At 71.0% G+C, this 12,476-nt stretch carries 10 protein-coding genes and 1 pseudogene; 8 read left to right on the top strand and 3 right to left on the bottom strand.

The genetic code is table 11. The annotated features are described in order from the left end of the window. Positions 1–35: 35 nt before the first annotated feature. The 4 genes and pseudogenes from AC3ERS_RS21000 to AC3ERS_RS20985 form a co-directional block, all read left to right on the top strand. Positions 36–242: pseudogene (locus tag AC3ERS_RS21000) on the top strand (SLAC1 family transporter); the annotation flags it as partial. A 22-nt stretch (positions 243–264) separates the two neighbouring features. After that, complete coding sequence (locus AC3ERS_RS20995) at positions 265–1,680, top strand: SLAC1 family transporter (protein ID WP_488186258.1); 1,416 nt, start codon at positions 265–267, stop codon at positions 1,678–1,680. A 62-nt stretch (positions 1,681–1,742) separates the two neighbouring features. After that, the gene (locus tag AC3ERS_RS20990) at positions 1,743–2,534 is read left to right on the top strand and encodes a M50 family metallopeptidase (protein ID WP_431969746.1); all 792 of its coding nucleotides are present in this window, start codon (positions 1,743–1,745) and stop codon (positions 2,532–2,534) included. A 221-nt stretch (positions 2,535–2,755) separates the two neighbouring features. After that, positions 2,756–3,133: a hypothetical protein gene (locus AC3ERS_RS20985; protein ID WP_431969745.1), complete on the top strand. Its 378-nt coding sequence runs from the start codon at positions 2,756–2,758 to the stop codon at positions 3,131–3,133. 58 nt (positions 3,134–3,191) lie between these two features. On the opposite strand, the gene AC3ERS_RS20980 is transcribed toward AC3ERS_RS20985, so the two are convergent. Then, positions 3,192–3,677, bottom strand: a complete 486-nt coding sequence (locus AC3ERS_RS20980; protein ID WP_431969802.1) for a gluconokinase — start codon at positions 3,675–3,677, stop codon at positions 3,192–3,194. 151 nt (positions 3,678–3,828) lie between these two features. On the opposite strand from AC3ERS_RS20980, the gene AC3ERS_RS20975 reads away from it, so the two are divergent. From AC3ERS_RS20975 to AC3ERS_RS20960, 4 genes are all read left to right on the top strand, one after another. Beyond that, the gene (locus AC3ERS_RS20975) at positions 3,829–4,749 is read left to right on the top strand and encodes an LLM class F420-dependent oxidoreductase (RefSeq protein WP_431969744.1); all 921 of its coding nucleotides are present in this window, start codon (positions 3,829–3,831) and stop codon (positions 4,747–4,749) included. Positions 4,750–4,828: 79 nt separating this feature from the next. Next, the gene (locus tag AC3ERS_RS20970; protein WP_431969743.1) at positions 4,829–6,781 is read left to right on the top strand and encodes a serine/threonine-protein kinase; all 1,953 of its coding nucleotides are present in this window, start codon (positions 4,829–4,831) and stop codon (positions 6,779–6,781) included. Between the two features lie 210 nt (positions 6,782–6,991). Further along, positions 6,992–7,918, top strand: a complete 927-nt coding sequence (locus AC3ERS_RS20965; RefSeq protein WP_431969742.1) for a DUF5995 family protein — start codon at positions 6,992–6,994, stop codon at positions 7,916–7,918. 163 nt (positions 7,919–8,081) lie between these two features. Then, positions 8,082–9,194, top strand: coding sequence for a PQQ-dependent sugar dehydrogenase (locus tag AC3ERS_RS20960; RefSeq protein ID WP_431969741.1), 1,113 nt, complete (start codon positions 8,082–8,084; stop codon positions 9,192–9,194). 10 nt (positions 9,195–9,204) lie between these two features. On the opposite strand, the gene hutU is transcribed toward AC3ERS_RS20960, so the two are convergent. Both hutU and hutH read right to left on the bottom strand, forming a co-directional pair. Further along, positions 9,205–10,866, bottom strand: coding sequence for a urocanate hydratase (gene hutU / locus AC3ERS_RS20955; protein ID WP_431969740.1), 1,662 nt, complete (start codon positions 10,864–10,866; stop codon positions 9,205–9,207). Further along, entirely contained in the window at positions 10,863–12,434 is a 1,572-nt protein-coding gene (hutH, locus tag AC3ERS_RS20950) for a histidine ammonia-lyase (RefSeq protein WP_431969739.1), read from the bottom strand. Before hutH ends, hutU begins: the two co-directional genes overlap by 4 nt. Positions 12,435–12,476: the final 42 nt, after the last annotated feature.

The raw sequence follows: 12,476 nt of genomic DNA, 5'->3' as shown, positions 1-12,476 counted from the left end.
TTGACCCCCGATCGCTTTCCGGTTGTGATAGCCGGGTGGCACAGCGATGGTGGCAGGAGTTGCCCCCGGCGGCGGGCGCGTTCGTGATGGCCACCGGCATCGTGTCGGTCGGGCTGCATCTCACCGGATTCGCAGTGCTGTCGTGGATCTGGCTGGTCCTCGCGGCCGCGGTGTGGGTGCTGCTCGCGATCGACTTCGTCACCCGCTTCGTGCGCGACCGGCCCCGCTGGACCTCCGAGGCCGACACACCGCGTCGCGCAAAACATCCTCCGCGTGACCACACTGATCGTGTTGGGGCTCAACCTGTTCGGTTATGCGGTGCTGCTCCTGGCCGAGGCCGTCCGGCCGCGGCCGCGTTACGACATCCGGCGCTGGGCCACCGTCTTCCCACTCGGTATGACCGCGGTCGCCGCGTTCTCCACCGGCGTCGCGATCGACGTGGCGGGTCTGCGGCTGCTCGGCAGGCTGCTGCTGGTGGTCGCGGTCGGCGCCTGGCCGCTCACCTCGGTCGCATTGCTCACCGACCGAACCACTTTCGCGCGGAACCGCGCGCTGAGCGGTATCCGCGCGTCGAGCGCTCCGTGCCGCTGCGCGGGCGCGCGGCCGCCGGGCGGTAGCGTCGGCGACATGAGCAGCCTGGAGGTGGCCATCGTCGGATACGGCCTGGCGGGCGCGGTGTTCCACGCGCCGCTGATTGCCGCGGAACCGCGAATGCGGGTGGCGGCGGTGGTCACCGGGTCGGCGGAGCGTGCCGAGCAGGCCCGCCGCGCGCACGACGGGGTGCGGGTGTTCCCGGACGCCGACGCGCTGTTCGCCGACCTCCGCGGCATCGGCCTCGTGGTCGTGGCAACGCCCAATCGAACCCACGCGCCGCTGGCGGCGCGGGCGTTGGCCGCCGGGATTCCGACGGTGGTGGACAAGCCGTTCGCGGTCACCGTCGCCGAGGCCGAGGAGCTGGTGGCGCGGGCCGAGCGGGCGGGCGTCGTGCTGTCGGTCTTCCAGAACCGGCGCTGGGACGGCGATTTCCGGACGATCCGCGCACTGGTCGAGGACGGCAGGCTCGGCGCGGTGCGGCGCTTCGAGTCCCGGTTCGAGCGGTGGCGTCCGGTGTCCAAGGGCGGATGGCGGGAGGTCGGCAGCGTCGCCGAGGGCGCCGGACTGCTCTTCGATCTCGGCAGCCACCTGGTGGATCAGGCGCTCACCCTGTTCGGTCCGGCTCGTTCGGTGTACGGCGAGCTGGACCGCCGCCGCCCCGGCGTCCAGACCGACGACGACGTCTTCCTCGCGCTGACCCACGCGAGCGGTGTCCGCTCGCACTTGTGGATGAGCGCGGTGACGCCCCAGCTCGGCCCGCGCTTCCGTGTGCTCGGCGCGGATGCCGGTTACGTCGGCTACGGCCTCGACCCGCAGGAAGAGGCGCTCCGTGCGGGCCGTGACCCGCGTGCGGACGAGTGGGGTGCTGTCGAATCCGAACGCTGGGGACTGCTCGGCGCCGAACCGGACCTGTCGCCGTATCCGACGCTGGCGGGCGACTATCCCGCCTTCTACGCCGAGATGGCCGCCACGATCCTCGACGGCGGACCCGTGCCGGTGGATCCACGCGACGCCGTCGCGGCGCTGCGGGTGCTCGAGGCCGCGCGGCGCTCGTCCGCCTCCGGGACGCCCGTACCACTCACCTGACCGGACGCCCGCGGGGATTCGCCCCCGGTGCGATTCCCGCGCGCGACCGATAGGGTGCGGCGGTGAACACCGCCGAACTGGTCGACCGCGGCGCCTCCATCGCGGATCGGCTCACCACCACGCAGACCCCACCGCCCTGGCAGCTGGTCGTCGTCACCGGGGTGGCGGCACTGGTGCTGATCGGCTACAGCCCGCTGTGGCGCATCACCCGCAATGTCGTCACCATCGCGCACGAGGGCGGCCACGCGTTCACCGCGCTGCTCACCGGTCGCAGGCTCAACAGCATCACGCTGCATTCGGACACCTCGGGGCTGACCGTCTCCAGCGGAAAACCCTACGGACCAGGCATGATTTTCACCGCCATGGCGGGCTACCCCGCGCCGCCGCTGCTCGGCCTGGGCTTCGCGGCCCTGCTCGGCGCCGACCGCATCACGCTGATGCTCTGGACGTCCATCGCGCTGCTCGCCGCCGTGCTGATCAAGGTCCGCAACATCTACGGCCTGTGCACGGTGTTCGCGCTAGGCGCCACGGTGTTCGCGGTGTCCTGGTTCGGAACGGACACGGCGCAGGCCGCTTTCGCCTACCTCGCCGCGTGGTTCCTGCTGCTGGCCGGGCTGCGCCCCGTCATCGAGATGCAACGCGGGCGGGTGCACCGCTGGCGCCAGCCCGGCAATGTCGACTCCGACGCCGATCAACTGGCTCGCCTGACCCACATACCCGCGCTGCTGTGGGTCCTCTTCTTCGGGGCGATCGCGCTGGCCGCGCTGCTGGTGGGCGGCGGACTGATGCTGTCGGATGCGACGGGGATCTGTCTGCCGGTGGTCTCCGGCGAATGCCCGCAATCCATCTCGTAGCAGATTGCCTGCGGCGCTACGACAGACGGAGGCGATTCGATCTTCTTCGTCCTGACCAGGGGGGAAGGCTGCCGGTCGTCATGGCTGCCGGTTCCGGCGATCGGCGATGCGTATGAGGGCCCCTCGAGTTTCGGGTAGCGCACTACCCTAGGCGCACCACCCGCGCCGGTCGACCATGGTGTGACCTTCCAAATCAGCTCCGACACCAGGTGGTGGCAACCATGCTCTTCTACAACAACTCGAGCCGGAAGGCCGCGTCAGGCGAGCTCGATGGCAACGGAAACTTCGTCAACCTCGCCGACATGTCCGGATTCAGCGACTGGACCCACATCGTGTCCGTGGATGGACGGTTGTTCTTCTACAACCGTCCGAGCCGGACGGCGGCCTCGGGCGTACTCGATGGCAACGGAAACTTCGTCAACCTCGCCGACATGTCCGGATTCAGCGACTGGACCCACGTCGTGCCCGTGGATGGACGGCTGTTCTTCTACAACCGCGCGAGCCGGACGGCCGCCTCGGGCCAACTGAACGGCAACGGAAAATTCGTCAACCTCGCCGACATGTCCGGATTCGGCGACTGGACCCACATCGTCGGGTGAACACTGCGCGCACTCCCGTCACTGCTGCCGGATAGCCGCCCGCGTGGGCCTTCCGGGCTCAGGAGGGGCGGGCGCTGTTCAGGACCGCGATCGTCTCGCGGACCAGGTCCGCGGGCGCACGGGTGGCGTCGACGGCGATGCCGCGTTCGTCGGCCGCGAGCGGTTCCAGAGTCGCGAGCTGGGAGTCGAGCAGGCTCGCGGGCATGAAATGGTCGCGGCGCGTGGACATCCGGCTGGCCAGCTCTTCGCGGGAGGCCGTCAGGTGCAGGAACAGCACATCGGGCGCGGCCGCCCGCAGCCGATCCCGATAGTCGCGCTTCAGTGCCGAACAGCTGACGACGCCGCCCCCGACCGCCCGTTCGGCCAGCCAAGCGGCGATGCTGTCCAGCCACGGGACGCGGTCGGCATCGGTGAGCGGTTCACCCGCTCGCATCTTGGCCACGTTGGCCCGCGGGTGGAAGTCGTCGCCCTCGGCGAACGGGACGCCCAAGGCGTGCGCGAGCCTGCCGCCGATGGTCGACTTGCCCGCCCCGGAGACGCCCATGACGACGACGCGCGGAACGGGGGCTGCGGTCACGGGGTCCTCCTCGAAGACGGGCGTGCGCCGATGTGATCGCAGCCGACCCTAGTGGCATCGGCCACTCCCCGGGGCGCACGGCGCGAATCACCGAGATCCCTCGGGCACGATGGACTTCATGAAACTGCGTATCTTCACCGAGCCGCAGCAAGGCGCGGACTACGACACCCTGCTGACCATGGCGAAAGCGGCCGAGGACTTGGAGTTCGACGCGTTCTTCCGCTCCGACCACTACCTCGCCATGGGCGGCTCCGACGGTCTGCCCGGACCCACCGACGCCTGGATCACCCTCGCCGGTCTGGCCAGGGAGACCCGCCGGATCCGGCTGGGCACGCTGGTCACCGCCGCGACGTTCCGGCTGCCCGGCCCGCTCGCGATTCAAGTCGCGCAGGTCGATCGAATGTCGGGCGGCCGCGTCGAGTTCGGCCTTGGCACCGGCTGGTTCGCCGAAGAGCACGCCGCGTACGGCATCCCGTTCCCTTCGGACAAGTTCGCGCGCTTCGAGGAACAGCTCGCGATCGTCACCGGGCTGTGGGCGACCAAGCCCGGCGACACCTTCAGCTTCGACGGCAAGCACTATCGGCTGACCGACTCCCCCGCGCTGCCCAAGCCGGTGCAGGACCCGGTGCCGGTGCTGATCGGCGGCCACGGAGCCACCCGCACACCGCGGCTGGCCGCGCAGTACGCGAACGAGTTCAACATGCCCTTCGCCTCGCTGGAGGACAGCGCCCGCCAGTTCGAGCGGGTCCGCGCCGCGGCCGAGTCGTACGGGCGCCGCGCCGACGATCTGGTGTACTCCAACGCCCTGGTCGCCTGCGTCGGCAGCAACGACGCCGAGGTCGCCCGTCGCGCCGCCGCCATCGGCCGTGAGGTCGACGAGCTGAAGACCAACGGTCTCGCAGGCACGCCGGACGAGGTGGCCGACAAGATCGGCCGCTACGCCGAGATCGGCGCGGGCCGCATCTACCTGCAGATCCTGGACCTCGACGACCTCGCACACCTGGAACTCATCGCGGACAAGGTCAAGTCTCAGCTCTGACACCGCGCGGCGCGGCTGCCCCTCGAACCGGGGTCGTCGCGCCGCTCGGTGTGACCGGGTCCGGGTCGGTAGCCTTTCGATGTTCGATCATTCGAAGGGAACCGACTGCGCGATGGAACCGCTCGGCACGAACGATCCGCGACGGATCGGCGACTACCGGCTTCTCGGCGTCCTCGGGGCAGGCGGAATGGGGCGGGTCTATCTCGGGCGCAACGCGGGCGGTCGCACCGTCGCGGTGAAGGTGATCCGCCCGGATCTGGTGGGCGGCGACGAATTCCGAACCAGGTTCCGGCGCGAGGTGGCGGCAGCGCGGCGGGTCGGCGGGCGCTTCACCGCCCCGGTGCTCGACGCCGACGTGGACGCCGATCCGCCCTGGCTGGCGACCGGTTATGTGGCGGGGTTCGCGCTGTCGGAGGCGGTGGAGCGGTTCGGCACCTTCGCGGAGGCCACGCTTCTGGTGCTGGCCCGAGGCTTGGCCGAGGCGCTGGTCGCGGTGCACGAGGCCGGGGTGGTGCACCGCGATCTCAAACCGTCCAACGTGCTGCTCGCCGTGGACGGACCCAAGGTGATCGATTTCGGCATCGCGCGCGCCGTCGAGGACACCGCGCTGACCACCACCGGAAAGGTCATCGGCTCACCGGGTTTCATGTGTCCGGAGCAGGTGACCGGCGGGACGGTCGGTCCGGCGAGCGATGTGTTCGCCCTCGGCGGCGTGCTGGCCTTCGCGGCCGCGGGACACGGCCCGTTCGGGGTCGGCGAGACGATGCACATGCTATGGCGCATCGTGTACGAGGACCCGCGCCTGGACGCCGTGCCGGATCGGCTGCGGCCCCTCGTCGCGTCCTGCCTCGCCAAGGATCCCGCCGCCCGGCCGACGCCGCGCAGGCTGCTCGACGACCTGGCCGCGCTCGGGGTGCCCGAGCGCGCGGGGTGGCTGCCGCCGCCGGTGCTGGAGGAGGTGAGCATGCGCGCGGTGCGGTTGCTCGACCTGGATTCCGGGCCGGTGGACCTACCCGCCGACCTGAGCGGATCTCCCGGCCCGGCCGCGCCTGCGCACAGTGGGCCGGATCTCGGTCGGCCGACGAACGCCGGTGCGACCCCGCCGCAGGATCGGACCAGCCAGCGGAGCGAGCCGTGGGCCGCGTATCCGCCTGCGCAGCACGGACCGGCCTCTCGTATCGACGTCGATGCGACGAGTTCGCCTCGCCAGCAGTCGGTTCCGCCCACAGGAGCCGATGCGGCCACGCAGTGGCGGCACACCGAAACGCCTGCGAGCCGATCACCCTGGACGCAGAGTACGGGTAGCGACGCCGCGCCGCGACCCCATCCGGCGGCGCCCGCGACTCCCCCGCAGTGGCAGCTCGGGGCATCGTCCCCGAGCCGAACACCATGGCAGCAAGCGGAATCGGGGCCGAACACGCAGTGGCGGCCCGAGCGGCAAGGGCCTGCCGAAGCGCGGAATGCCGCCCCGGAAGCCCAGTATGCGGGCACAACCACCGCGCGGGGTCTTCGCCGCGGACCGCTGCTGGCCGGACTGCTGATCGCCTGCGTGGTGGTCGCGATCGGCGCGTTCGTCATCGGCACCCAGCTGCGCGGGTCCGGCGGCGATACCGGGGGAAGCGCGGCCTCCGCGTCGGCCGCTCCGGTCACCGGCGCTCCCGGTACCGACACGGGCACGGCCGTGACGAGGGTGCCGAAGGCTTTCGTCGGCACTTGGCGCGGCACCGCCGCGGACGGCCTGGTCACCTTCGACATCGAATTGACCGTCAAGGACGGCGAAGTCGGCCAAGAGGTGGCCACCTCGGCCAACACCGGCAAGCTGTCCCAGCAGCGCTGCGCGCGGATCGAACGGCTCACCGCCGCCACCGAGAACCAGCTCACCTTCGTCGCCCGGCTCAGCGCCGACAGCCCCACCGACTGCACCGACGGGGGCGCCACCTCGACGGTGCGGCTGCAACCGGACGGGTCGCTGTCCTACAGCACGCCGGGCGTCTTCGGCGGCACCATCGCGGGCACGCTGCGCCGCGGCTGACGCCGATACCGGCCGCGGCGGGTCGAGTCGGTTAGGCTTGGCCCGCGCGCCGACACGCCTCCCGATCCCAACGCACCGCAGCGATTACCCACGGGCACGCGATCTTTCGACGAGTACCCACGGGGCACGCGCCCCGAGCCGCCTCGAGACAATCCCTCTTCCAGACAACCCCTCTTCGAGACAACCCCTCTTCGAGACAACGGAGCACCGATGAATTCGGCAGGCACGCGTGTCCCGCACCTGAACAGTCCCGCGCACGTCGCACGAGTTCTGGCGATCACCTTCGCGCTGCTCGTCGTGCTGGCGGGCGTGAGCGCACCGCCCACACGCGCCGCCGACCTCGACACCGCCTGCGGCACACCGCTGTCCGCCGCCGAGGTGGACACCATCGTCGAACTCTCCGACACGACCACGCTGACCGGCACCGCCATGCAACGGCTCGAACAGGGCGTCGCCAACCACCGCCGGATCGTCGAGATCCTCGCCGAGCACCGAGACCGGCGCGGCGTATTCGCGATCGGACTCGACGCCATCGAACAGGCGGCGGTGATGCCGCTCCAGCGCAGCGAGGCCGTCTTCGACGACCCGGACTGGTCACACCGGATCAGCCTCGACCTGCTGTCCCGCTTCCTGCGCAACCTGCACGCCGAATTCACCGGCGGCGCAACCGAACCCCACTGGGCGCACTACTTCACCCTGACGAAACAGTGCCTGCTGTCCCCCGCCCGGGTGGCGATGGCGGGCTACAACGCACACCTCACCATCGATCTCTCGCTCTCGGTGGCGGCGCTGCGCGGCACCCCCGCGAACGGACCCGACTACTTCAGGATCGTCGACGCCATCGCCATCGAGGGCTTTCGCATCGTCGACGTCACCGAGGCGGTCTACGGCGGTGACCTCGGCCCGCTCTGGCGCTTCTATTTCGTCGGCGAGGGCCTCGACGCCGTGCTCGGCGCGGGCGTCGCGACCGGTCCCCTGCTCCGTCTGGCCGACGCGGGCGCCAACGTCGTGATCTTCGGCAACGGCCTCGCCCTTCAGGATCCCGCGCTGGCCCCGGCCGTCCGCGCCGAAATGGACCTCCTCTGGCGCAGCGCCGACGCCGCCTTCGAAGTCCTCGCCGCGCTCGGCGGCCTGTGACTACTCGGGGTTTCTCCCCGTCCTGGCACAGGGCATGATCGAGAAGAGTGGGTTCCGGTACGGCGGGATCCGGGCTCGGGGTGCACGCTCACGAGCGGGCGCGGGCTCGGTTCGGTCGTCGAACTCGAGGACCGCGCCGGTCGAATGAACAGGGAGCGCAATCATGGGATCTGTGCGAGTGAAGGGTAGGGCAACGGCCTGTGCCGCCTTGCTCGCTCTCGCCATGGTCGCCGCCTGCGGCGCGGAGCGCACCGAGACCGAGGAGACGACGGCGCCGGTCGTGACGAGCACCGTCGCGAGCAGTCCGTCGGGCATGCCCGACCTCGCGGCGCCCGAGGAAGTGGCGCAGGGGATCGATGTGCCGTGGGGTCTGGCGTTCCTGCCCGAGGGCACGGCGCTGGTCGCCGAGCGCGACACCGGGAAGATCCTGCGCGTGGCGCCCGGACGGCCGCCGGAAGCGGTGTACGACGTACCCGGGGTCGTCGCAGGCGGCGAGGGCGGCCTGCTCGGTCTCGCGGTGTCGCCCGGGTACGCCGAAAACGGCTACGTGTACGCCTATTTCACCGCGAGTACGGACAACCGGATCGTTCGGTTCCGGCTCGACGGACCGCCGGAGGTCGTCTTCGAGGGAATCGCCAAGGCGGGCAACCACAATGGCGGACGGATCGCGTTCGGGCCCGACGGCATGCTCTACGTCGGCACCGGCGATGCGGCACGCAGCGCTTTGTCCCAGGATCCGGCCTCGCCCAACGGCAAGATCTTGCGTCTGACACCGGACGGCAGGCCCGCGCCGGGCAATCCGACTCCGGACTCGCCGGTCTACAGCCTGGGCCACCGGAACGTGCAGGGTCTCGCGTGGGATCGGGCGGGACGGTTGTTCGCCGCCGAGTTCGGTCAGAATCGCCTCGACGAGATCAATCTCGTGGAACCGAACCGCAATTACGGCTGGCCCGCCGTGGAAGGCGGTGGCGGCGCGGGCCGCGGTTACGTGGATCCCGTCGTCACCTGGACCACGGCCGAGGCGTCGCCATCGGGCATCGCCATCGCGGGCGACACCCTCTACGTCGCGGCGCTGCGCGGTGAAAGGCTGTGGACCGTGCCGCTGATGAACGGTTCTGCGGGTACGCCGCGAGCGATGTTCGAGGAGCGCTACGGCCGCCTGCGCACCGTGGAAGTGGCGCCGGACGGAGCACTGTGGGTCACCACCTCGAACACCGACGGCCGCGGCGACGTACGCCACGGCGACGATCGCATCCTCCGGTTCCCCGCGCGCTGACGCCCGACGATCAGCCGTTGTCCCGCAACGGAATCGGCAGTCCCTCCGCCTCCGCGACAGACCTGGCCCGCTCGTATCCGGCGTCCACGTGCCGCAGCACGCCCATCGCCGGATCGTTGGTGAGCACGCGTTCGAGCTTCTGCCCGGCCAGCTCGGTGCCGTCGGCCACGCACACCTGCCCGGCGTGTATCGACCGCCCGATGCCGACGCCGCCGCCGTGGTGGATGGACACCCAGCTCGCCCCGGACGCGGTGTTCACCAGGGCGTTCAGCAGCGGCCAGTCCGCGATGGCGTCGGAACCGTCTGCCATCGCCTCGGTTTCGCGGTAGGGCGAGGCGACGCTGCCGGAATCGAGGTGGTCGCGGCCGATCACGACGGGCGCACGCAGCTCGCCACTCGCGACCATCTCGTTGAACCGCAACCCGGCCAGGTGCCGCTCGCCGTAGCCGAGCCAGCAGATCCGCGCGGGCAGCCCTTGGAATGCCACGCGCTGCCCGGCCAGAGCGATCCACCGGCGCAGGGATTCGTTGTGCGGGAACAGGTCCAGGATGGCGCGATCGGTCGCGGCGATATCGGCGGGATCTCCGGACAGCGCCGCCCAGCGGAACGGTCCCTTGCCCGCGCAGAACAGCGGCCGGATGTAGGCGGGCACGAAACCCGGATAATCGAAGGCCCTGTCGCATCCGCCGAGGCGGGCCTCACCGCGCAGCGAGTTGCCGTAATCGAAGACTTCCGCGCCGCGGTCGAGGAAGCGCAGCATGCCGTCGACGTGTTCGGCCATGGATTCCCTGGCGCGCTCGGTGAATTCGTCGGGTTTGCGTGCCGCGTAGTCGGACCAGTCGGCCAGATCGACACCGCGAGGCAGGTAGGACAGCGGATCGTGCGCCGAGGTCTGGTCGGTGACGATGTCGGCGGGCAGGTCCGCCGCGGCCAGTCGCGGCAGCAGCTCCGCCGCGTTGCCGATCAGGCCGACCGACAACGCCTTTCGCTCGGCACACGCCGCGGTGACCCGGCGAATCGCGTCGTCGACGTCGTCGGCGATCTCGTCCAGGTAGCCGTCGTGCAGCCGCCGCCGCGCCCGCGCGGGATCGCATTCGACGATCAGCGCCGCGCCGCCGTTCATGGTCACCGCCAGCGGTTGCGCACCGCCCATCCCGCCGAGGCCGGCGCTGAGCGTCAGCGTGCCCGCGAGGGTGCCGCCGAATCGCTTGTCCGCGATGGCGGCGAAGGTCTCGTAGGTGCCCTGCAAGATGCCCTGGGTGCCGATGTAGATCCAGGAGCCCGCGGTCATCTGCCCGTACATGGTGAGCCCGAGCGCCTCCAGCCTGCGGAACTCCGGCCAGGTCGCCCAGTCCCCCACCAGGTTCGAGTTCGCGATCAGCACCCGCGGCGCCCACTCGTGCGTCCGCAGCACACCGACCGGTTTTCCGGATTGCACGAGCAGCGTCTCGTCCGCCGCGAGCGTGGTCAGCGTGCGGCTGATCGCGTCGAAACTGGCCCAATCCCTGGCCGCCTTGCCGGTGCCGCCGTAGACCACCAGGTCGTGCGGGCGTTCGGCGACCTCGGGGTCGAGATTGTTGTGCAGCATGCGCAGCGCGGCCTCGGTCTGCCAGGTGCGGGCCGTCAGTCGGGTGCCGCGCGCCGCCCGCACGGTCGGATGCTCTGTGGTCATGGCTGCCTCCGTTCGCCGGGTGCCGAGTCCGCGGCCAGGTGAGGTTCGACCGCGTGGAGCAACGCGCCGTCGCGGATCAGGTCCGCGGCGGCGGCGATCTCGGGAGCCAGGTGCCGATCCGGGCCCGGCCCCTCGACCCTGGTGCGCAACAGCGCGACCGCGGCGGCGGTGGCGGGCGCCGGTCGCAGCGGGGCGCGCAGTTCGAGCGCGCGGGCGGCGGTGAGGTACTCCACCGCGAGCACGGTGGTGAGCCCGTCCACCGCGGTGCGGAGTTTCCGTGCGGCCGACCAGCCCATGGACACGTGGTCCTCCTGCATGGCGCTGCTCGGAATGGAATCCACCGAGGCGGGGACCGCGATCCGCTTCAGTTCGCCGACCAGGGCGGCCTGGGTGTACTGGGCGATCATGTGCCCGGAATCGACGCCGGGATCCGCGGCCAGGAACGGCGGAAGTCCGTGCGAGCGAGCGACATCCAGCATGCGGTCGGTGCGGCGTTCGGCCATGCTCGCGGCATCGGCGACCGGGATGGCCAGGAAGTCGAGCACGTAGGCCAGGGGCGCGCCGTGGAAGTTGCCGTTGGATTCCAGGCGTCCGTCGCCCAGTACCACCGGATTGTCGATGGCGGCGGCCAACTCTCGATCGGCCACCGTCTCCGCGTGGGCGACGGTGTCGCGGGCCGCGCCGTGCACCTGTGGCGCGCACCGCAGCGAATAGGCGTCCTGCACCCGATGACAATCCCGATGGCTGGCCACGATCTGGGAACCGGTCAGCGCGGCCCGCATCCGCGCCGCCGCCAGCGCCTGGCCCGGGTGGGGCCGCAGGGCTTGCAGATCGGCGGCGAAGACGCGATCGGTGCCGAGCAGCGCTTCGACGCTCATGGCGGCAGTCACGTCGGCGACATCGAGCAGCCGGTGCAGGTCGGCGAGCGCGAGCACCAGCATGCCCAGCATGCCGTCGGTGCCGTTGGTGAGGGCGAGCCCCTCCTTCTCCGCCAGCACGACCGGAGTGATTCCGCTGGCGCGCAGGGCTTCTGCCGCTTCGGTCGCCCGTCCCTCGGCATCGGTCACGGTGCCTTCGCCCATGAGCGCGAGCCCGACCGCGGCCAGCGGCGCGAGGTCGCCGGAGCAGCCGAGCGAGCCGAACTCGGGCACCTCGGGGGTGATGCCCGCGTTGAGCATGGCGGCCAGCGCGTGCGCGGTCACCGGCTGGGCTCCGGTATATCCCGAGGCGAGGGTGCGCAGCCGCAGGACCATTTGCGCGCGCACCACCTCCCGCTCGACGGCGGGGCCCGCGCCCGCGGCATGGGAGCGGATCAATGACCGTTGCAGCGCGGCACGGCGCTGCGGCGGAATGGGTCGGATCGCCAGCGCACCGAATCCGGTGGAGACGCCGTAGGTCGGCGTCGGCGCCTCGGCCAAGGCGTCGACGTGCCCGCGGGCGGCGATCAGCCGCTGCTCGGCGGCGGCGCTCAACCGAACCTGAACACCGTCGCGCGCGACAGCGACGACCTGTGCCCTGGTCAGCGGCCCATCGATGATCACGGCCGACTGCGACGCGATATCCGGCATGGTTCCATTCTGCGCCGAGCACGGCCACGGACCCGGCATCGC

This window comes from Nocardia sp. bgisy134, assembly GCF_057708325.1.
This window is presented reverse-complemented; position numbering and strand designations above follow the sequence as displayed.

Excerpts from the sequence above, each read along its gene's own strand:
- AC3ERS_RS20965 (WP_431969742.1), top strand. The coding sequence starts at position 6,992 with ATGAATTCGGCAGGCACGCGTGTCCCGCACCTGAACAGTCCCGCGCAC.
- AC3ERS_RS20960 (WP_431969741.1), top strand. The coding sequence starts at position 8,082 with ATGGGATCTGTGCGAGTGAAGGGTAGGGCAACGGCCTGTGCCGCCTTG.
- AC3ERS_RS20985 (WP_431969745.1), top strand. The coding sequence starts at position 2,756 with ATGCTCTTCTACAACAACTCGAGCCGGAAGGCCGCGTCAGGCGAGCTC.
- hutU (WP_431969740.1), bottom strand. The coding sequence starts at position 10,866 with ATGACCACAGAGCATCCGACCGTGCGGGCGGCGCGCGGCACCCGACTG.
- AC3ERS_RS20980 (WP_431969802.1), bottom strand. The coding sequence starts at position 3,677 with ATGGGCGTCTCCGGGGCGGGCAAGTCGACCATCGGCGGCAGGCTCGCG.
- AC3ERS_RS20970 (WP_431969743.1), top strand. The coding sequence starts at position 4,829 with ATGTTCGATCATTCGAAGGGAACCGACTGCGCGATGGAACCGCTCGGC.
- AC3ERS_RS20975 (WP_431969744.1), top strand. The coding sequence starts at position 3,829 with ATGAAACTGCGTATCTTCACCGAGCCGCAGCAAGGCGCGGACTACGAC.
- hutH (WP_431969739.1), bottom strand. The coding sequence starts at position 12,434 with ATGCCGGATATCGCGTCGCAGTCGGCCGTGATCATCGATGGGCCGCTG.